This window comes from Actinoplanes sp. NPDC049118, assembly GCF_040648555.1.
Taxonomy (GTDB): domain Bacteria; phylum Actinomycetota; class Actinomycetes; order Mycobacteriales; family Micromonosporaceae; genus Actinoplanes.
Genome location: NZ_JBEZDY010000014.1, coordinates 159,938 through 180,135, shown reverse-complemented (window position 1 = coordinate 180,135; position 20,198 = coordinate 159,938). Strand labels below are relative to the sequence as shown.

Annotated in this window: 15 protein-coding genes and 1 pseudogene; 9 read left to right on the top strand and 7 right to left on the bottom strand. The window is 71.4% G+C overall.

The window, feature by feature from the left end; translation table 11 throughout:
• Positions 1 to 491: 491 nt before the first annotated feature.
• The gene (locus tag AB0B58_RS23330) at positions 492 to 5,141 is read right to left on the bottom strand and encodes a glycoside hydrolase family 2 TIM barrel-domain containing protein (RefSeq protein WP_360227107.1); all 4,650 of its coding nucleotides are present in this window, start codon (positions 5,139 to 5,141) and stop codon (positions 492 to 494) included.
• 127 nt (positions 5,142 to 5,268) lie between these two features.
• Between AB0B58_RS23330 and AB0B58_RS23325 the strand changes: the two genes are divergently transcribed.
• The 4 genes from AB0B58_RS23325 (at position 5,269) to AB0B58_RS23310 (ending at position 8,307) form a co-directional block, all read left to right on the top strand.
• The gene (locus AB0B58_RS23325) at positions 5,269 to 6,285 is read left to right on the top strand and encodes a UbiA prenyltransferase family protein (RefSeq protein WP_360227104.1); all 1,017 of its coding nucleotides are present in this window, start codon (positions 5,269 to 5,271) and stop codon (positions 6,283 to 6,285) included.
• A gap of 98 nt (positions 6,286 to 6,383) precedes the next feature.
• Positions 6,384 to 7,055 carry a hypothetical protein gene (locus AB0B58_RS23320; protein WP_360227101.1) on the top strand — a complete coding sequence of 224 codons (672 nt, stop codon included), beginning with the start codon at positions 6,384 to 6,386 and terminating at the stop codon, positions 7,053 to 7,055.
• Between the two features lie 33 nt (positions 7,056 to 7,088).
• Entirely contained in the window at positions 7,089 to 7,592 is a 504-nt protein-coding gene (locus AB0B58_RS23315; RefSeq protein WP_360227098.1) for a SigE family RNA polymerase sigma factor, read from the top strand.
• Entirely contained in the window at positions 7,585 to 8,307 is a 723-nt protein-coding gene (locus AB0B58_RS23310; RefSeq protein ID WP_360227095.1) for a hypothetical protein, read from the top strand. The genes AB0B58_RS23315 and AB0B58_RS23310 overlap by 8 nt, the downstream gene beginning before the upstream one ends.
• A gap of 145 nt (positions 8,308 to 8,452) precedes the next feature.
• On the opposite strand, the gene AB0B58_RS23305 is transcribed toward AB0B58_RS23310, so the two are convergent.
• From AB0B58_RS23305 to AB0B58_RS23290, 4 genes and pseudogenes are all read right to left on the bottom strand, one after another.
• Complete coding sequence (locus tag AB0B58_RS23305) at positions 8,453 to 8,746, bottom strand: hypothetical protein (protein WP_360227092.1); 294 nt, start codon at positions 8,744 to 8,746, stop codon at positions 8,453 to 8,455.
• A 15-nt stretch (positions 8,747 to 8,761) separates the two neighbouring features.
• Positions 8,762 to 12,532: an RNase A-like domain-containing protein gene (locus AB0B58_RS23300; protein WP_360227089.1), complete on the bottom strand. Its 3,771-nt coding sequence runs from the start codon at positions 12,530 to 12,532 to the stop codon at positions 8,762 to 8,764.
• 237 nt (positions 12,533 to 12,769) lie between these two features.
• Positions 12,770 to 13,223: pseudogene (locus AB0B58_RS23295) on the bottom strand (GrpB family protein).
• A gap of 308 nt (positions 13,224 to 13,531) precedes the next feature.
• A complete protein-coding gene (locus tag AB0B58_RS23290) occupies positions 13,532 to 14,005 on the bottom strand; it encodes a hypothetical protein (protein WP_360227086.1) in 474 nt (157 codons plus the stop codon).
• 276 nt (positions 14,006 to 14,281) lie between these two features.
• Here AB0B58_RS23290 and AB0B58_RS23285 point away from each other — a divergent pair, with 276 nt between their 5' ends.
• The 3 genes from AB0B58_RS23285 (at position 14,282) to AB0B58_RS23275 (ending at position 16,467) form a co-directional block, all read left to right on the top strand.
• Entirely contained in the window at positions 14,282 to 14,647 is a 366-nt protein-coding gene (locus tag AB0B58_RS23285) for an SCO4225 family membrane protein (RefSeq protein WP_360227083.1), read from the top strand.
• A 93-nt stretch (positions 14,648 to 14,740) separates the two neighbouring features.
• Positions 14,741 to 15,124 (top strand): SCO4225 family membrane protein, encoded by a 384-nt coding sequence (locus tag AB0B58_RS23280; protein ID WP_360227081.1) that lies wholly within the window; start codon positions 14,741 to 14,743, stop codon positions 15,122 to 15,124.
• A gap of 251 nt (positions 15,125 to 15,375) precedes the next feature.
• Positions 15,376 to 16,467 (top strand): hypothetical protein, encoded by a 1,092-nt coding sequence (locus AB0B58_RS23275; RefSeq protein ID WP_360227078.1) that lies wholly within the window; start codon positions 15,376 to 15,378, stop codon positions 16,465 to 16,467.
• Positions 16,468 to 16,911: 444 nt separating this feature from the next.
• On the opposite strand, the gene AB0B58_RS23270 is transcribed toward AB0B58_RS23275, so the two are convergent.
• A complete protein-coding gene (locus AB0B58_RS23270; RefSeq protein ID WP_360227075.1) occupies positions 16,912 to 17,370 on the bottom strand; it encodes an FAD-dependent oxidoreductase in 459 nt (152 codons plus the stop codon).
• 320 nt (positions 17,371 to 17,690) lie between these two features.
• On the opposite strand from AB0B58_RS23270, the gene AB0B58_RS23265 reads away from it, so the two are divergent.
• Positions 17,691 to 19,328, top strand: coding sequence for an MFS transporter (locus AB0B58_RS23265; RefSeq protein WP_360227072.1), 1,638 nt, complete (start codon positions 17,691 to 17,693; stop codon positions 19,326 to 19,328).
• A gap of 85 nt (positions 19,329 to 19,413) precedes the next feature.
• Complete coding sequence (locus AB0B58_RS23260) at positions 19,414 to 19,659, top strand: hypothetical protein (protein WP_360227069.1); 246 nt, start codon at positions 19,414 to 19,416, stop codon at positions 19,657 to 19,659.
• A 103-nt stretch (positions 19,660 to 19,762) separates the two neighbouring features.
• Here the strand turns inward: AB0B58_RS23260 and AB0B58_RS23255 are convergent, their stop codons facing one another.
• Positions 19,763 to 20,038, bottom strand: coding sequence for a hypothetical protein (locus tag AB0B58_RS23255; RefSeq protein WP_360227066.1), 276 nt, complete (start codon positions 20,036 to 20,038; stop codon positions 19,763 to 19,765).
• Between the last annotated feature and the right edge of the window lie 160 nt (positions 20,039 to 20,198).

Sequence of the window (20,198 nt, the reverse complement as noted above, 5' to 3'; positions counted from 1 at the left end):
GCTCGAAGGCGACGTCGGTGACGTCGGCCGCCACATCGGTGAAGTCGGTGCCGTAGGCCATGGGCTCAACGATCCGGAGCACCAGGCAGAACGGCCCGGTCGGCGCGGAACTGGCGCTCCAGCTGCCGGTGCCGACACCAGGGCCTCGATGGCGGTGGCGTGCGCGGGCTGGTCGGGGTCGCCGTCGCCGGGATCCACGCCGCACTGTCCGCCGGAGCCTTGACCGCTGAAGCCGTCGCGATCGAGGCCCGAAAGGCCTCCCAGACCGAGCCAGTCCCGGACACACCACGACCGGCACCCACACCAGTCACGTCGCTGACCCTGCGACGCCTGGCGAACCTGCCGCCAGACACCCGCCCGATCTGTCGTGGGTGCTCCGTGGGCGCTCGGCTGGCCCGCGATCTGGCGGCGGGCCGGGTCGTCGAGCGACCCACCGTGGTCGCCGAGCGCTTCCTCGGCCGCGATCCCGCTGGAGCCACGACGGCGGTACGTCAGAAGCAGGTGAGCCGGGCCGCGGCCCAGTCACCGTGGTCGCTGCCGACACCGTTGCCGCCGTCGGTGACCCGCAGCTCCATCCGCCGGCCGCCGGTGAGGTCGACGTCCATTCGTTCAGCCCCGCCGGCCCCGGTGAGGATCGTGCTCTGCGCCTTGCGTACCCCGTCGACCCAGACCTCGAAGCCGACCGAGCCGGACGCTTCGTCGTCGACGCCCACATCGGACCGGAAGCGGGTGCAGTCTCCGCCCAGCTCCACCAGCACGTTGGACACGGCGTGCACGCCGAGGCCCTTGCCGTAGGTGACGCCGGCGATGGTCAGCGTGCGACCGTCGGTGGCTCCCTGCTCGCCGTTGCTGCGGTCCTTCTCGACCGGGCCCCAGCCGTTCGCCTGCTGCACATACGGCCGGTCGCTGAGCCATTCCCAGCCGGCCGGCAGCGGCGCCTGGGTGGTCGTGGTGGCGGCGACCGTGGTGGTGAAGCCGGATGCCGTGCTGGAGGTGACGGAGGCGGTCAGGTCGTAGCTGCCGAAGTCCGTGCCGGCCGGGGCGATGACGGTGAACGCCGTCGTCTCCGGGCTGCCCGTGGCGACGTCGCCGAGGTCGGCCTGAGCCGGGGTCACCGTCCAGCCCTCCGGCGCGGCGAGCCGGACGGTGGCCGCGCGCAGCCCTCCGGCGCACCGGGCCGACACCTTGATCTCCACGGTCTCTCCCGTGCCGGCCACGATCTGACCGTCGGTGGTCGCGGTGACGTCCGGCGGGCAGGGCGCCGCCACGTCGGAGTCCGGCACGCCGCCGACGGCGACCTCGGCCCGGGTCAATGGGCGCAGCACCAGCTCGTGGGAGTACGGCCTGGTCGGCGAGAGGCTGAACGGGTCGAGTACCGAGTTCGGCGTCTCACCCATGCCGGTCTCTCCGGCCTCCGCGTGCAGGGTCACCCAGCCGTTGTTGTGGACCAGTGGCAGCTGGTGGTCGTACTCGGCCCGGTCCAGGTCATCGTAGGGTGTGACGCTGACGTCCCTCATGCCGCCGACGAGCAGCCCGGAACGTCCGTCGTTGAGCGACGCCCACCGGGTGTCGGTGTGGTTGCCGTACGCCTGCGGACGGGAGTAGCGGACGTACTCCCCGTCGACGGTGCTGCGGTAGACGCCCATCGGTGCACCGCTACGCCGGTCGTTGTACGACTCGTGCGGGCCGCGGCCGTAGAACGCGAACCGTTGCATCTCGTCCGGCAGCCGCAGTTGGACGCCGATCCGGGGCAGGTAGGGCAGGGAGCCGACGCGGCTGCCCCTCGGGACCACGTCCTGCTTCAGCGTGACGGTGCCCCGCCGGTCGATGCGGTACCGCATCGACTGATCGAAGGAGAGCAGGGCGGCGGTGCCGGCCCCGGCGACGGTGCTGCGTACCTCCACCACGACGGCGTCCGATTCGGTGCTGATCCGCACGTCGGTGATCGTGGTCTGCAGGCGGTCGAGGCCGATGTCGTGCCAGATGCGGCGGTCGTCGGTGCCCCAGTCGTAGGTCTCGTTGCTTGTCGGCGGCCGGTACGCGTCCAGGCGCGGTCCACCCACGAGCAGTTCCCGCCCGTGCGCCTTCATCGAGGCAAGGTCGCCGCTGTCGAAGCGGTACGCCCAGCCGGGGCCGGAGACGGTCAGCACGTCGCCGCGGGTCGTCACGGCGGGCGCGCCGTTGACCGGTGCCGGCAGGATGCCGGGCACCGAGCGACCGCCGACGGAGAACTGGTCGTACCCGGCGATCCACCCGCGCTTCGCCCAGACGGTGTCGGTGGTGGTCTCGGCGCTGATGCTGAGGAACCGCTCCCGGTCGTCCGGGTTGGCCGGCACCCCGCCGAGGTCGAGGTCGACGGCCTGGCCGGGAGCCAGCGTGAGGGGCCGGCTGCCGGAACGGATCGTGCGGGCCTGCTCGATGACCTGGTAGCGCAGCCGGAGCCGGAAGGCGCCGGCCTGCTGCTCGTTGTGTACCCGGATCCTGCCGTTCACGGCGTCCACGACGGTGAACCGGATCGGCGCCTGTGCCCACGCCATCTCCCGGACCTCCGGCTGCAGGTACCGATCGGAGCCGACGAGGCCGTCGGTGCCCGACAGGCTGATACCGAGGCTGAGGAAGTCGCCCTTGCGCTGGAACGTGTCGAAGTTCAGCGCGAGGACGGCCTGCCCGGTGGGGTCGCCGGCGAGCTGGGCCGGGGTCAGCGCGGCGGCGTAGACGCGGGCGTCGTCGATCAGCCCCCGTGCCAGCCGGACGCTCCACAGGTCGTTGTCCCGCTGGGTCTCCGCGTTGTGGCCGAGGTTGACCTCGAACAGGCCGGGATCGACCGCCCCGGTGCGCGGCGTGGTCGCCGCCTCCCGGCCGTCTATGTACAGCCGCAGCGCCGCACCGTCGTAGACGCCGGAGACCCGGTGCCAGTTGCCGTACCAGTCGGGCGGCACGTCGGCGGACGCGGTGGCCCACCCGCCGGCGTCGACGCCGAACTCCAGCGTGTCGCGGTCGCGCATCTGCAGCCCGTACCCCTGGCCCTTGGTGAGGATCGGGAAGCTGCCGGCCCATTCTCCCGGCTTGACCCAGCTGTCGAGGGTCAGCGGACCGGTGAGGTCGAGCCGGCGGTCGCGGAAGACGTCGACGAAGTCGTCCAGGCTGGAGAGGTCGACCGCCTGGCCGCGCCGGCCGGGGGCCGCGGTGGCCTTGCCGACCAGGAACGTCTGGATCCTGTTCTTCGACGAGTCCGGCGTGAACACCAGCGGCTGGCGCAGGTTCTGCTCGGCCCAGTCCCAGATGAAGCCGCCCTGCATCTGCGGGTTGCGCCGGGCGAGTGCCCAGAACTGGTCGAAGTTGCCGAGCCCGTTGCCCATCGCGTGTGCGTACTCGCCCATCACGATCGGCTTGGCGGAGTTGTTCGTGCGGGCGGCCAGGCGCGCCGGCGTGTTGTAGCGGGGGCCATCCACATCGGCGAAAGGTGCATCACCGTCCGGGCTGTTCGACTGGTGGTACAGCAGCCTGGTCGGCTCGTTGGCGTCGGCCCACGCGGCCATCGCGTAGTGCGCGGTGCCGAGGCCGGCCTCGTTGCCGGTGTCCCACATGAGCACGCTGGGGTGGTTCTTGTCCCGGGCGACCATCGCCTGGAAGCGGTCGGCGAACGCGGCCTGCCACTCCGGCTTGGCGGCGAGGCAGGCCGAGGGGCAGCTCTCGTGGGCGTGGGTCTCGATGTCCACCTCGTCGTCGATCCACAGCCCGTGCTTGTCGGCGAGCTTGTAGAGGTACGGATCCGACGGGTAGTGCGAGGTCCGTACCGCGTTGAGGTGCAGCCTTTTCATTCCGAAGACGTCGTCGCGCTGGCGCTGACGGGTGTTGTACCGCCCGGTGTCCGGATCGGTCTCGGCCCGGTTGGTGCCCTTGACCATGATGCGTCCGCCGTTGACGAGGATCTGCTTGTCGCGTACCTCGATCTCGCGGAAGCCGATCGCCTGCGCGGTGATGTGCAGGGACCGGCCGTCCGGCCCGACCAGCTCCAGCACCAGCGAGTACAGGTTCGGCTCCTCGGCGCTCCACTTCGCCGGGTCGGCGACCCGGCCGGTGAGGGTGACCTGTGTGCTGGTGCCGTCGGCGGTCAGGTCGACGGGGGCCGTCAGGGTCGTCACGATCCTCTTCCCGGCGTCGCGCAGCGTCCCCCGAACGACGTAGCGGCCGGGAACACCGCGGGCACTGCGTGCCACGTCGACCCGGGCCCGCAGGATGGCGTCGCGGTGGTCCGCATCAAGATCGGTCGTGATGTACGCGTCCTGCAGGCGGGTCTGCCCGGTGCGGTAGAGCGAGACGCTGCGGAAGATGCCGCTGAACCGCCACTGGTCGTAGTCCTCCAGGTAGGCGCCGGATCCCCAGCGATGCACCTGCACGGCGATCTGGTTGCGGCCGGGATGCAGCCGCTCCGTGACGTCGAACTCGGCCGGCGTGTAGCCGCCCTGGTCGTATCCGACGTAGCCGCCGTTGACCCAGACCAGGTAGCCACTGGTGACACCCTCGAAGCGCAGGAACACCCGGTCGCCGTCCCACTGCGGGGACAGATCGAAGGTGCGCAGGTACGCCCCGGTCGGGTTGACGTCGCGCGGCACGTTCGGCGGGCTGTCCGGCGAGATCTCCTCGGGGATGTTGCGGAACATCGGATGGTCGATGAAGTCCGACTGCCAGGTGTGCGGGACCTTGGCCGTCGGCCAGGACGAGGCGTCGAAGCCGGCCGCGTGAAAGGCCGGAGGCACGTCGTCAGGTCGATTGAATATCTTCAGCTTCCAGTCGCCGTCGAGAGGCGCCACGTTGGGATTGCGGGCACTGTGTTCGGACACGTCGGCGATCGCGGCCGCCGCGCCGGCGTAAGGCCGCAGGTCGGAGTGCGGCGGCTGCTGACCCTCGCCGGTCAGCTGCGGATTCTCCAGGTACCGGTAGACGTCCTCGCTGGTCTTCGGTCCACCGGTCGGATCAACCGCCCTACTGAGCGCCGCCCGGGCCGTCGCGGCGGCTGCGGTCGCGGCGCGCATCTCCGCCCGGGACGGCTCGGCGGCGACGCCACCGGCCGGTGCGGCGACCGCAGGCGGGCCGAACATGGCGCCGGCAAGGACAAGGGCCAAGAACGTACGGCGCATCGGGCCGCTCCTGTTGGTCAGGCACATCGGTAGCACGGCGCATATCGCAAGCACAGGCCGGACCGGTCGAGAGGACACATTCAATCCAGGTGTGTCTATGTTTGCTTGCTTGGCATTTCGTGTCAACGTGTGTGTTCGGTGGTTCTACGACCCGGCCGCACCGGGCGATCTTCGGGAGTACCGCACGGTGCTGGGGGTGATCCAGGCGTCACCCGAGGCACCCTTCAGCGCGCGCACAGCCGCCGGCGCGAATGATGCGGGCATGACCACGGTGCTGCAACGCCCGACCGTACTGCTGCTCGCGGTCTCGCGGCCGTGGTTCTGGCCGGTCTCATGGGTGCCCGCATACCTCGGCACCGTCCTGGCCGGACACGCCTGGCTGCCGAGTCGGGCCGACGCGCCGCGGGCCGCGGCGGCGCTGCTCGTCCTCGGCCCGCTGATCTGGGGTGCCGTCCTCGCCCAGAACGACCTCCACGACCTGCCCAGCGACCGGATGAACCCGCGCAAGGCCACCGCACCCCTGGTCACCGGCGCGGTCTCGGCCCACCGTCTGCGCATCTGGTACGCGCTGCTCGCACTCGCCAGCGTCGCCGTCGCCCTGTTCGTGGGGCCGCTGTTCGTGCTCGGCGTCGCCGGGGTGCTGGTGCTCGGCTGGGCGTACAGCGTGCCGCCGCTGCGGCTGAAGACCCGGCCGGGCTGGGACGTCGCGGTGAACGCGCTGGTGGTCGGCGTGGTGTCGCCGGCGGCGGGCTGGGCGATCACCCGGCCGCCGTGGGGGTTCCCGTGGCAGTTCGCGCTGATCGGCGTCCTGTTCGCCGCCGCGCTCTACGTGCCGACGACGGTGACCGACCTCGCCGCCGACCGCGATGCCGGTTACACCACGTTCGCGGTCCGCTACGGCCACCGGCTCGCGCACCGCATCGGGGTCGCGCTGTGGGGCTGCGCGCTGGCCGTCTCGATCGTGTGCGCCGCGCTCGACGTGCTGGTGCCCCGGTCGACGCTCACGGCGCAGCTGGTCATGGCGCCGGTGCTACTGGCCGCGTACGCGATGCTCACCCGCCGCCCGACGATCGCCAGGCTGGCCGTGGTCTCGGTGCTCTTCGGGGTGCCGACCGTCGGCTTCGCGCTCGCCTACATCGGGTGAGGCCCGTTATCTGTTCGTTATGTAGTAGGTGAAATCGGCGGGGCGTGCGGCGCGTGTCCGGGGCATACCAGCACCACCCCTCGAAGGAGACACCACACATGCGATCGTTCGTCCTCGGAGCCGCCGGCCTCGCCACCGCCGCCACGCTGTCCGCCTGCACCACCACCGCTGCCCCGCAGGCCGCACCCTCCGCGACCGCTGCCCGCCCGCCGGCGGCCGGGGCGGCGAAGCTGGGCGGCACCGCCGCCGGCAGCGGCGAGTCGCCGGCGCCGACCGCGGCGGAGAAGTCGGGCGGGACCACCGCCGCGGGCAGGGCGAGGCCCGCGGTCTCGGATCTGAGCGAGCTCGAGCGACTCGGCATCGACCTGAACGAGGGCGTGCTCATCGACGTCGCGGACGACGGCGTGGACCGCTACCTGCAGGTCGGCCGCGGCGGCGTCGACTTCACCGGCACCACCCGGACCGACTCGACCATGATGTCGCTCAAGGCCGCGCCGGTACGCGAGAAGAACCGGGTGCTGATCCAGCCGCCGTTCTGGAACGAGGAGGTCGGCGCGGGCCACTGCGTCGCGGACACCTCCGGCGCCGCGCTGCGGCTCGAGGCCTGTCGCAGCGGCCGGGCCGCGCAGGTGTGGACGATCGTCCCGGCCGGCGACTCCGGCCAGTTCGAATTGCATGGAAAGTACGGCGTCATCCGCGTCGAGGACGGGAAGATCACCACGGGGGGATCGGGCCGCACCGGCCTGCAGACCATCCCGTTCGCGAGCTGAGCCTCGCCCGCCGAAGACGGAGCCCGTCCATCCATGCGCGACGCCGAGGACTTCGACACCTTCTACGCGACGTCCTCACGTCGCGTACTCGCGCACGTCGCGATGATGGTGGGCAGCCGCGCCGAGGCCGAGGACTCCGTGGCCGAGGCGTACCTGCGCGCCTGGAACCGCTGGCACCGGATCAGCCGGTACGACAACCCCGAGGCCTGGGTGCGCCAGGTCGCCTACCGGCACGCGGTGAGCGCATGGCGTAAGGCCGTCAACCGGCTGTACGCGCACCGGCGCGACGCCGGCGACGGGCACGTCGAGGCGCTGAGCCCGGACCACGTCGCGATCGTCGCGGCGCTGCGCCGGATCCCCGCGGACCAGCGCCGGGTGATCGTCCTGCATCATCTCGTGGGGCTGAGCGTCGCCGAGATCAATGTCGAGACCGGCGTACCGGCCGGCACCGTCACCACCTGGCTGGCCCGCGGGCGCCGGGCCATGGCCGCCCATCTGTCCGACTACGAGACGGACCGGGAGGACCGCGATGTCTGACGATCGCATCCAGCAGGGCCTCGACGCATACGCCGACCACCTGCAGCGCACCGCCGGCCTGGCGCCGGCCGGAGAGGTCCGCCGCCGCGCCGCCCGGCGCCGGCGCAATCGGGCGGCCGGCGCCGCGTTCGCCGCCGTGCTGATCTCGGCGGTCGGCATCGGCACGGCCCTGGCCCGCGACCCCGGCGGGCCGCCGACCCCGGCCGCCTCGGGCACCCCCGGCCCGTCCGCCTCCGCGCCGCCGTCCACCTCCGCATCCGCGCCGCCGAAGCGCGGCACCAAGTCGTCGAACGTGAGCCAGCTGCGCGAGCTCGGCGTCGACCTGGAGACCGGGGTCCTGATCGACGTCGCCGACGACGGCGTGGACCTGTGGATGCAGGTCGGCCCGGGCGACGTGGTCGACTTCACCGGCGCGGCCAAGGACGCGTCCACCGAGATGTCGCTCGTGCCCGCGCCGGTGACAGCTCGCAACCGGGTGGTGATCGCCCCGCCGGCGCGGCCCGGTTCCTGCGTCACCGACACGCCGCAGGCGCCGCTGGTCCTGCAGCCGTGCCGCGACGGCGACCCCGCGCAGACCTGGGGGGTGGTGCCGGCCGGTGACTCCGGCCAGTTCCAGCTACAGGGGCAATTCGGCATCCTGACCGTCGACCAGGGACTGGTCGACGCCGACCAGAGCGGCCGCACCGGCCTGCAGACCATCCCCTTCAACCGCTGACGCCGCGACGATTTCGTTCTTCGCCAGGCTGTAGTCGACCTGTGCTTTCGGACGAGCACGGCTCAGCGATCGCGCACCTGGTCGAGCCGGCCGGCCCTCCGCATCGTGTGACGGCTGGGGTGCCGGATCCCGGACGTCGCGACGATCAGGTCGCGGCGCCGGTCGCCGCGGCGTACTGCCGCAGGTATTCCGCGCGGACGCTCTGCAGGTAGGCCCGCGCCTGCGCCGGGTCGTCCGCCGACGCGGCGAAGCTCTCCCGGATCGCCCGGGCCACGGCGGGGTCGTCGGCGCCGGCGATCGCCCGGTCGAGGACCCCCAGATAGGTGCCGTGGTAGTCGGGGTGGTCAGCGGTCACGAAGACCACCTCCGCGACTCCCTCCTCGGTCGACTGGTCGCCGAAGTAGGAGCTGAGGAAGTCCCGCAACTCGTCTGCACTCACGTGGTCGCTCCGAGGTTAGAAGGGAAACGCGGTCTGGATGACGTAGCCGCCGTTGCCGTCGGACTTGAGCACCACCCGGACGTTCTCCAGCAAGCCCTGAATGGCGTCGGCGCCGCCGGAGGCGTTCTTGGTGAAGCCGGTGCCCAGGTTACCGAGGCCCGGTGCGTGGTCGAACGACTTGTTCGCGCCGGCCGGCGGGTTCGTCGCCAGCCAGGCCTGGATCTCCGCTGCCTTGGCGTCGATCGTGTCCGCGATCGACTGCTCCATCCGCGCCCGGTCGGTGAACTTGGTCGCCTTGCTCTTGCCCTTGACGACGACCTGGTTGCGGATGTCGGTGAGCGAGACGTCGGGGCCGTGCTCGCTGAGCGGATGCGCCGGCGGCCCGAGCTGCCCGTTCGCCTTGGTCACCCGGGTGCCCTCGGTGGCGCTCAGGCCGCCCGGCTGTGCGAGCCGCGACTGTGGCGGGTTCATGGTGAACCCGCCGACCGGGAACTCGGCGATCTGGCTCGGCGACGGCCCGCCGGCCGGATCCCGCGGGAAGATGTACTTCGGCAGCTGGGTCTGCGGCCCGCCGCCGGCGTGCGCCTGCGGCTGGCCCGGCGTGACCGGCTGCGGCGCGACCACCGACCGGATCGTCGGCGTGCCCGCCGGGACCTCCAGGACGCGGACCACGTCGACCGGGTTGCCGGGTGATCCGACGGCGCCGCCGCTGGGCCAGTCGGTCGGCAGGGCGGAGGTCTCGCGAATGTACGCCGAGCCACGGGCCGCGAGCTGCTGCGCGTACGCCATGGCCTCGGCCTGCGTGGCGAAGAGGTGATCGACCCAGGAGCCCGGGGGGCCGACCCGCACCGCGTACGTGGGCTGGGTGGTGACCTCGAAGACGCCCTCCGGCGCGTACTCGCCGCCCTTGACCTGTCCCAGCTCGCCGCGGTACGGCCCGCCGTTCGGATGCGCCGGGTCGAAGGCGCCCTGCTGCGGATCGACCTCGAGCTGCCCCGGCTTGTCCAGCTTCGCGCCGGTCGGCCGCAGCTGCCCGGTGGCCGGGTCGATCTCGATGCCGAGCGCCCGCTGCACGTTCGGGTCGTTCCAGTCCACGTCGGTCCGCCGCGGCGCGGGTGCCGCCCCGGCGCCGACGTTGACGGTCGCGCCGCCGACGCCGCGGACCGCGCCGCCGAAGGACTCGCCCAGGCCCATCGACCGGCCCTGGACGCCCTGTACCGACTTCAGCCCGCCCGCGCCGCGCATGCCCAGCCCCACCGCCACCGAGGAGACCACCGCCATGCCCAGCGCCTCCCAACTGAACTGGCCCGTGGCGACCACGTTGATGACCGTCTCGGTGACCACGTTGAGCGCCGTGTCCGCGACGAACTGCCGGAACGCCGTGTTCACGACGGTGGTGCCGGCCTGCGCGGCGGCGGTGAAGTAGGCGCCGAAGCCGCCACCCACCGCGCCGCCGATCCCGCCGACCAGCGCCGCGCGGGCGACGCCCTCGGAGAGCGGCCGGCTCTGCTCCCAGTTGTTGATGACCTGGATGGTCGCGCCGGTCGCCGCGCCGACGATCGCGCCGGCGATGACGCCCGTGGCGATCGCGCCGGTGCCCAGCGCCGCGCCGACCGCGCCGATCACGAACGGGCCGGCGACCAGGGCGACCGCGACAACTACGGCGACGATCAGGGCCCACTTGACGATCTTCTTCCACCGCGGCGGCACCCTCGCCGCGTTCTCCTCCGCCCGGGTACGGATCTCGCCGGGCATCCTCGCCAGTGCACCGTGCAGGCCGTGATCCAGCCCCGCGGCGCTCTGCGCGAACCCCAGGTCCAGCGAGCGCGCGATGTCCCCGAACGCCTTGTCCACGCCGGCGACCACGTCGCCGTACCCGCTGTCCGCCGCCGCCGTGATCGTCGCGAGGCCGCTGGCGTGCTGCTGCTCGACCGACCCGAGGGCGTCCTCGCCGGCGCCGGCCACGTCGCGTACCGTGCCGTCGAGGTCGGCGCCGCCGGACGTGGCCGCGTCGAGCCCCTGCTGCGTCGACGCGCCGATGCCGGTGACCACCGTCTGCCCCGCCTGCGCCAGCTGCTCGACACCCGCCGCCCGGGCCTGGACGACCTGCGCCTCGAAGACGGCCAGCCCGGCGTCCATCTGGGTGGTGGCCTCCGCCAGGCCCGCGCTCAGCGCGCCCCGGTCCGGCGCCGGCGCACCCTGCAGGACGGCGGACACCTGCGCGCCGATCGCGAGCAGACCCTGCACGGCCTCGCCGAACCGCTGCGCGGTCGCCGAGACCAGCAGGGCCGCCTGATGCTCGACCTCGGCGGCCTGCGCCTGCGCAGCGGAGAGGATGTTCGCGGCCAGGGCGGTCTCGAGCCCGCCGAGCATCGACTGCCCGCCGGTGCGGCCCTCGGCAATCGCGGCGGTCAGCGCCGCGTACGCGTCGTCGGCCCGCCGCAACGCCTCCGTGTCCGCCTGCTCCACCGTGGCCAGGCCGCTCGCGTGCTGCCGGGTCAGCGCGGTGCGGGCCTGCCCGGCGGTGGCCTGCGCGGCGGCGATGTCGCGAGCGCGTCCCGCCTGTGCCTGGTCGGCCTGCTTGCCGGCCTCGCCGGCCAGACCCGTGGCGTACGCGGCGGACATCTCCCGGGCGGTGTCCCGGCGTGCCTTGGCCCGGTTGTACGTGAGCGGCCCGTCCCAGAAGCCGTCGCTCTCGTCCTTGACCCCGACCATGTACGCCTCGGCCATCTGCGTACCGGTCGCCCGCGCCTCGTCGCCGATCGTCCTGCCGCAGGTCCGGAACAGGGCGTCGCCGGCGGCGTACTTCGCGTCGATCTCCGCCAGGTGCGTGGCCAGCCGCGCGTCGACCACCGCGAGCGAGTTCCGGTACCCGGCCTCCAGCCGCTCGCGGGCGCCGGCGGTCGCGGCGGCCACCGCAGCCCGCGCGGCGTCGCGCCGTGCCGCGACGGCGACGGACGCCCCCACCGCATTGGACTGCGCCGCGGTGACGAGCTGGGCCACGTGCCCGGTGACGGCGAGGGTCCGCTCCTGCGCGGCGGCCCGGATCCGGCCGGTGGCCGCCTCGGCGGTGGCCCGGTACTCCGCGGCGAGGGCGGTGCCGGTCGCGGACAGCGCGGCGGCCCGTGCGCCGATCGAGGCCAGGAACTCCGACACGAGCGCGCCGGCCTCGGCGGCCGCGTCGCCGGCGGCGAAGGTCACCGCGCCTGGTGTGGTCGCGGCGAGCGCCGCCAGGTCGTCGGTGGCCTGCTCGGCCGAGGCCAGCGCGGCGTCGCGCAGCGCCAGGGCGGGGTCCGCCGACACCGCGACGGCGACCGGCGCCGGCACCGCGGGCGCCGGCCCCCGCTCCACACCAGACGGCACCGCGGCGGTTGCGGACACCGGCCGCGCGGCGGCCGCGTCGAGCGACCGCATCGCCGCGGCCCCCTGCTGGTCGACGGCGGCCTCCGGCGGCGTGCCCGACACCCGGTCCGAGGTGGGTGCCTGCACCGGCGTCTCGGTGCGCTGCGCCTCGGCCTCGCCCGGCGGCACGGACATCAGGGCGGCCACCTCGCGGTTTCCGGCACCGCCCTGCAGGGCGAGTAGCACCTCGGGCGGCAGTGGGCCCGCGCCGGGATCACCCGGGCCGAGCAGGCGGGCCAGCGCGGCGTTGCCGACCGGCGGGAGATCCGCGCTCCGCGTGTCACCGATCGCCTGTTCCGATGTGGACGTGGGCGTACGCCTCCGCTCTTGCGACGGCGCCTGCTCGGTCGAGGCCTCGGAGGTGGAGCTCACCCGCTCATTCACATTCAGCAGTGTGGTGCCTACCCGTGCCCGAAGCCACCCGCGCGCGGGTCGTTCGCCTGGCCCGGTACCGAAGCGCCTTCCGCAGGACGCCCGTGCGATGGGTGCTATCCGGCATGTCCATGTTCGGCTCCGCGGGGGTGGGGACTGGCAAGAAGACGGCTCTTACAGCCCCCTGGAGGCAAGGCAGGTCCGGTTCAGTACGGGCGGGGAGTCTGGCGCCTTGCCGGAGGTGCTGCGCTATTCGCGGTGCGGCCGATCGGCTGAGGGGTTCAGTTGATGTAGCAGTCGTTCGATGAATGGTGCCTTGCCCGCTCGGTAGCGCAAGCGATCATGGTCGTCGGCTGCGGCGAGAATCGACTTGATCCGGCCGTATTCGGCGGCGTCGTCGGGGTGGCTTCGCAGGTGATCGCGGAACGCCAGTACGAACTGCCAGTTCTCGGGAGATGCCTCGAATATGTGAAGATGGTGGGTACGCCAGGCGATGTCGGGGAAGCAGAACGACCACTTTCTCGACTGCTCGTCGCTCGGTTCTGGGGCGTGGGTCCAGCCGATGCCGGCAATGGCTCCGACGAAATCACCGATGCGGTAGTCGGCAACCCTGGCAAGCATGTCGATGATCGGCTTCGCAGCCAGGCCCGGTACCGATGTGCTCGACTGGGCCGACAAGCCAAGGCCGCAATGCGGATGCCACTCGCTGCCGCTGCTGTTCGAAGGCGCTGGGCCAGTCTGGATCGTAGGGAAGGATGTGGATAGGGTTCCGGCGTTGTAGATCGGTGCGAGACTGACTGGTCACTCGGTCAGCCTATGGAACCTTCCGCTTCATCCGGGACGGTGTCCGTCGAAACGGGACAAGCCCAATTGACCTCCCTACAGGTGACCGCCGGCCTGAACCGCACGGGCGCTTCGGCGGTGCACGTGGCCGGACTGCGCTGCGTCGGCATCTGGCCGAGCCCTACTGCTCCGCCGGACCCGCCCCGCCACCGATACACCCATCGATCCCTACCGGCTCCCACGCCCTCCCGCCGAGCCCGGACGCCACCAACCCCGACCACTCCGCCAGCCGTACGACCGTCGGTACATCGGCTCGGCGAACGGAGGTGTGAACTGCTGGCCGGCCACGTGCACGGTCACTGGCTGAGCGGCGGCACGCCACTCGCAGGCCCATACCCGGCCGAGCACGTGCACCGGCGGGCGTGTCCCGTCCTCCAGCACGACGGTGGGGGTCGTGTCATCGGGAACCTCGCCGCAGAGCAGCCACCACGTGGAAACGCCACCCCATTCACCACCGCGCCCTTGCGGCTGGATGAATCCGCTCCAGGCCACCCAGTCATCGGCGTTGGCCACATGCACACCGTCGAGTTCGTCGCGGCGCTGAGCGTCGTTGAGTTCGCGCCACGATCCGTCGCTGCGCCACTGCAGCCAATGCCCGATGCCTGGTAGTGCGAGCTCGAGCAGCCCAGAGTCGTCTGCCATGACGTCTCCTTCCGCGGTCCGGCGACGGCGAGACTCCCCGCGATGATTCTCCGCCTCAGCCCTTGGGCGTAACCGCGGGTTGCCACGATCGATCATCGTGGCCCGTCAAAGCGTCAGGATCTCCGGCATCGTCGCGCGGGGCTGACTCACACCAGGACCGGCTGCCCGTTTTGTTGGCGATTGGCGTTGACTCGCCGGGTGTGGCTGGGTGGCTGTGGGTGCGCTTAAGTAGGGATGCTCATTGCGTTGACCTGCGAAAACGGTCAGGATGCCCGGGTGAAAGTCGTGCATTGGTTCGTCGGTAGCTGGCTCTCGCGGATCTACCTGGCCCTGGTCGCAGCCGCGACCGTGTTCGCCTCGGTGCCGTCCCTTGCGCGCTACGCGGAGGACGGATCGGGCTACAGCCACCCCGATATCCTTCCGACCGCGTTGTCCCTGCCGGGGTCGATCTTGCTGTTGACGCTGGTCGGGCGTGCTACGGGTGGTCAGTGGCTCAGCGTTGAGGGCGTCCAGTGGATGTGGGTGGGCTGCGTTGCTGGAGGCGCGCTCATCAACGCTGCGGCAATCACCGGTGTGGTGGCCGTGGCGAGACGGTTGAAAGCGAAACTCGGGTCGCCCTCCTCCGCAGCCGCCGAGCGTTGACCCTTGGACAGGCTGGCTGGTGCGCGGTGATGCCGGCCGGGATGAGTAGCGGTACTCACGCCACTGACCTGCGGGAACGGTCATGATCCGCGGGTGAAAATCGTGCGTTGGTTCGTCGGTTGCTGGCTCTCGCGGATCTACCTGGCGTTGGTCGCAGTCGTGACCGTGGAGGCCGTGGCGTCGATCCTGTCGCGGGACGAGTGGGACTACAGCAAGCACGAACTCGTACCTGCCCTGTTGACCATTCCGGGATACCTGCCGGCCAGCGCGCTGTATGACACGCTGCTGCGGCCACTGTTCGGCGGCGTCGAGTGGTGGCTCGAGTTCGCGAGTTGCGTCACCGTAGGCGCATTGATCAACGCCGCGGCCCTCAACGGTCTCGCGGCCTTGGTGAGACGGCTGAATGCGAGGGCCGAGACGTCCGGCGTGGCCGCTGCCGAGCACAAACCCAAGGTCAGCCAGTCTGAGGCTCGGTAACCGGCTTTCACGGCGGAGGCGCCTCGTCTGACCGCTGGCGCCGGTGTAACTCTGCAGCGGTCGAGCAGGCGAACACCTACAGGCCGTCGAACGTCGGCCGTGCGGTATCAGTGTGGAGATCGCCCGGTGGATGCGGTTCGGCCGAACGGCGGCCACCAGGCCCGAGGTGGCTGATGCTCATGCCCGTTCAGGACCGTTGGCGGACTCATCTACCGGCCCGTGAACGACCGGCCCGCTCTAGGCTCACCTAAATGATCAAGCTGCGGTTCCAGGGCGCCGGGATTGCCGCCGCGACGGCCCGAGGTGGTGCGGCGCTCGCGGTCGGTGCGATGCTCACCCTGGTCGCCGCCGGCTGCGCGGGCCAGGCGGGCGGCACGGGGCCGGCGGGCGCGCAGGCGTCAGAATCGGCCGAGCCCGCGCCGGATCCGCGGCCCTCCAATACACCGCAGATCCACCCCCGCTGGCGCTCCTGCGCCGGCGAACCGTCCATGCAGAATCAGAACGGCGAGAGCTACGACGTGACGCCCCTGCGCCTCGTCGACACCTTCCGCCCGGTCGCCGCCGTCCAGTGCGGGGAAACAACGCAGCACCGGCCCGACGGCGGCACGGACGCGATCGCCATCGAGGACCGCACCGACGACGTGGCAGCCCTCTCTGCCGCGCTGCGCCTGCCCGACGCGCCGCCGCCGTCGCCGGAGCCGTCCGCCGACGAACTGTCACCGGGCACGGCCTGCCCCGCCATCGGTTACGGCCAGCCGCGGCTGGTGCTGCTCGACGCCCAGGGCCGGTGGGTACGCCCCGGCATCCCCCGCGGCAACTGCGGCGAGCCCCTCGCCGAGGTCACGGCCGCCATGGACAAGCTGCGCTGGACGCGAGTCACCACCCGGGTGCTCGGCGAGGTCGAGTCGGCGGAGGCCGCCGCGAGCGGATGCGATCAGGTCGACACCGACATGGTCTGGTTCACCGGCGTCTACCCGTCCCCGCAGGCCGATCTCGCCCCGCTGGCCGACGACACCGCATCGGTACGACTGTGCATCTACCAGGTGAAGGCGAGCGGGCGCGACAGCGAAAAGCCGCAGGGCACCTTCGTCTCCGGCGGCCTGCTGCCGCCCGGCCGGTGGGCCGCCGTCAAGCGAACGCTGCGGACCTCCGGGAAGGCGAAGACCTGCACCACCCCAGCGAACCGGTTCGCCCGGCTGGAAACTCCCCGCGGCGACATCTACGTGGAACTCGACGGCTGCCGGCGCCTCGTCGCCCAGGGCGTCCTCCCCGATGGCGAAACCAACTTCGACGCGCTCCTGCAGGCATCCACGGCCCTGCCCGCTCTGCTCACGAAGCCATAGGCCATGCAGCCCGGTGAGGGCACAGCATCTCCGGCGGCGCCGTCGAGGTCCGCGCGAGCGCTCATCCGGCGTGTTCCTCATCGACTGCGGCCGGCACTTCGGGTGATGGGAGTCGGGGCAGCGTTCGCCCTGGGGTGGTTCGTCCACGGTGACCACACGGCATCACCCGAGTTGCTCACCGGCACGGTGATCTGGTCGAACGATGAAACCCGCAGGATCGTGGTTGAATTCGGCGGCCGCGACGAGGGCACCCGCGAGTACCCTGTCGCGGCGCACCAGTGGACGGATGCTGAGGGGCGGAGCCATCGGCGAGCGCCTGCGGCATGTTCCACCCGGCCAGGGCGTAGCAGCGGAAGAGTTCGGTGGCGGCGGACTGGTCGAGGGTGCCGAGGTTGATGGCAAGGCACATGGCCTCCACCCAGTCGTGCACCACCGAGCCGACCTTCAGGGTTTCGAGGTGTTCGCGCGCCGACCGGTCGCCGTAGCCCTCGGGGTCCGGCCCCAGTCGTCCGAGTACGGCTCCGGGAAGAGTGTCACGCCGGGTGTACAGAACTGGCCGAGCGCGTCTACCGCCTGGGCTACGTCATTGTCGGACAGGTCCACGACGCGGCCACCGGAGACCACCGCTTGGCGCAGGCCTTCCAGGACCGGGAAGGTTTCGGTCTCGACCGCATAGCGGTTGATCTCGGCCCACACATTCGGCTGCGCGGGATGGACCCAGGTGCCACCGAGCTCCATCGGATGCCCGTCATGCTCCGACGTGTAGGTCCTGCCGCCCAGCCGGTCACGCGCCTCGAGCAACACCACGCGTCGTCCGCGCATCGTCAGTTCCCGCGCGGCCGTCACGCAGGCGAACCCGCCGCCGACGATCACGACATCTGTACTTGATTCCGATATGCTCACCTTAGTAATCCTTCGGCCCGGTCGCACCCTTTGCAGCGGTTCATCGTGGCCCGGGCGAACCCCGCCTGCCTCACCCATGGCGAATGAGGTGCGGGCGTACCTGAACGGGCCTCCGGTCGTCCGCACTACCTCACGGGTGCTGCTCGCGACGATGCAGTCCGAGGCGTACCGCGACATGCCAACGTCGACCCCGACCACGATGCTGCTCACCCGGCTGGACGTCGATTGCCGACCAGGGGTCATCCGCTACGGGGGACGCACGCCGGGAACGTCCGGTGGAATGGTTGATCACCGCGGCGGATCTACGTTCGGAGGCCCCGATGAGCAGGAGCGCGAGCCCTGGTGCTGCGCAGGCCGCCTCGGCGGTGCTGATCACGCTCGCGGCTGGGCAGTTCCTCATGACGCTGGACAGCTCGGTGATGAACGTGGCGATCGCGACCGTCGCCGAGGACGTCGGCACCACAATCACCGGCATCCAGACCGCGATCACCCTCTACACCCTGGTGATGGCCATGCTCATGGTGACCGGCGGGAAGATCGGCACGATGATCGGCCGCCGCAGGGCCTTCGCCATCGGCTGCGTGATCTACGGCCTGGGGTCGCTGATCACCGCGATCGCGCCGAACCTGCCGATCCTCATCCTTGGCTGGTCCGGGCTGGAAGGCATCGGCGCCGCCCTCATCCTGCCCGCCATCGTCGCGCTCGTCGCCGGGAACTTCGTCGCCAAGGACCGGCCGAGAGCCTACGGCCTGGTGATGGGCGCCGGCGCCATCGCCGTCGCGGTCGGTCCGCTGATCGGTGGCATCGCCACCACCTACTTCTCCTGGCGTTGGGTGTTCGTCGGCGAGGTCCTGGTCGTGGCCGTCATCCTCGTCCTCGCCCGGCGCATCGCCGACTCACCGCCAGAGGCCAGAACCCGGTTCGACGTGCTCGGCGCCATCCTGATCGCCGTCGGCCTCGGGCTGGCGGTCTTCGGCGTCCTGCGCTCGTCGGAGTGGGGGTGGGTGACCCCGAAGCCGGACGCGCCGTCGTGGTTCGGCGTCTCACCGACCATGTGGCTGATCCTCGCCGGCATGCTCGTCACCTGGATCTTCCTCGGGTGGGAGAGACGCCTGGAGGCACGAGGCCGGGAACCGCTTGTCAACCCAGAGCTGTTCAGCTACCACCAGATGACCGGTGGGCTGCTGATGTTCTTCGTGCTCTACCTCGTGCAGGCCGGTCTGTTCTTCACCATCCCGCTGTTCCTGTCGGTCTCGCTGGGCCTGTCCGCGCTGGAGACCGGACTGCGGATCCTGCCGCTGTCGATCACCCTGCTCGCCGCGGCCGTCGGCATCCCGAAGTACCTACCCCACGCGTCACCACGCCGGGTGGTCCGCTTCGGGCTGCTCGCCATGCTGCTCGGCATCCTGATCCTGCTCGCCGCGGTCGACGCGGACGCGGACGCCCGGATCGTCACCGTGCCGCTGCTGCTTGCCGGGTTGGGCATCGGCGCGCTCGCCTCCCAGCTCGGCGCGGTGACCGTGTCCGCGGTGCCGGACGAGCAGAGCCCGGCCGTCGGCGGCCTGCAGAACACCGCCACCAACCTGGGCGCCGCGCTCGGTACCGCCCTCGCGGGTTCGGTTCTCATCGCGGCCCTCACCACCTCGTTCCTCACCGGCGTGCTGGGCAACCCGGCCATCCCGGACCAGGCGCAGACCCAGGCCAGCGTCCAGCTCGCCAGCGGAGTGCCGTACATGTCCGATGCCCAACTCCAGGCCGCGCTCACCGAAGCCGGCGTGCCCCCGGATGTCACCGCCGCCGCCGTGACCGTCAACCAGGACGCCCGCGTCGCGGGCCTCCGGACCGCGCTCGCCGTGCTCGCACTGATCGCCATGCTCGGCCTCTTCACCGCACGCCGCATACCCAGAGATCCAGTAACCGGCCCGGCCCAACCGGACGACGCAGCGCACACTACCTAGCAGCCGAGCCCTCGCGGTCAGCACAGGCGTCCGACGAAACCGGGGACAGCTCCAGATTGCCTACGGTGCCCGATAGGCTCGGCCGGTGGGCGACGAGGCCGGATCTGGGCGGATCACGTGCCAGGCCGGGTGGCTGGTAGCCGTGATGTGGTCTGCCGGGGCGATCCAGGATGTGATCGGCCCCTGCGCGGAGCGCGCCGGGTATCGGATCGTCATGCGCCTCTCCGAACTCGGCTACGCCGCCGTCTTCGACGTGGGCGCGTGCCGCGACCACCACGAGGACCTGCGCCGATCGCCGTATTACGACACCTCGCAAGCTCTCGACCCCTGACCACGGCCGTCCCTGGAACAGAACCTGTTGTCCGGCGGCGCCGCATTGGCGGGGGCAGAAGCGGACACTAACGCCCGGCCCAGGACCCTGCGGGCGACGGCGGTCATCGGTACTCGGGGTTGGCGAAGTCGAAGCGGCAGCCGGCGTCCCACCCGCTGCGCTGATTGCCGTGCGCGGGGATGCCACCGGCGTCCTTCAACATTCGCGCGAGGTGCAGCAGGTTCCAGGTCATGAACGTGGTGTTGCGGTTCGTGAAGTCGTTGTCCGGGCCACCCGAGCCGGGGTCGAGGTAGGACGGGCCTGGGCCGGCCTCGCCGATCCAACCGGCGTCGGCCTGCGGCGGGATCGTGTACCCGATGTGCTGCAGGCTGTAGAGCACGTTCTGGGCGCAGTGCTTGACGCCGTCCTCGTTGCCGGTGATGAGGCAACCGCCGACCCGGCCGTAGTACGCGTACTGCCCGGCGTCGTTCAGCTCGCTCGAACACCCGTAGAGCCGTTCGATGATCTGCTTGGTGACCGAGGAGTTCGGGTCTCGGGCA

Coding starts and splice junctions, on each gene's coding strand:
- AB0B58_RS23330 (WP_360227107.1), bottom strand. CDS start 5,141: ATGCGCCGTACGTTCTTGGCCCTTGTCCTTGCCGGCGCCATGTTCGGC.
- AB0B58_RS23320 (WP_360227101.1), top strand. CDS start 6,384: ATGCGATCGTTCGTCCTCGGAGCCGCCGGCCTCGCCACCGCCGCCACG.
- AB0B58_RS23315 (WP_360227098.1), top strand. CDS start 7,089: ATGCGCGACGCCGAGGACTTCGACACCTTCTACGCGACGTCCTCACGT.
- AB0B58_RS23310 (WP_360227095.1), top strand. CDS start 7,585: ATGTCTGACGATCGCATCCAGCAGGGCCTCGACGCATACGCCGACCAC.
- AB0B58_RS23290 (WP_360227086.1), bottom strand. CDS start 14,005: ATGGCAGACGACTCTGGGCTGCTCGAGCTCGCACTACCAGGCATCGGG.
- AB0B58_RS23275 (WP_360227078.1), top strand. CDS start 15,376: ATGATCAAGCTGCGGTTCCAGGGCGCCGGGATTGCCGCCGCGACGGCC.
- AB0B58_RS23265 (WP_360227072.1), top strand. CDS start 17,691: ATGAGCAGGAGCGCGAGCCCTGGTGCTGCGCAGGCCGCCTCGGCGGTG.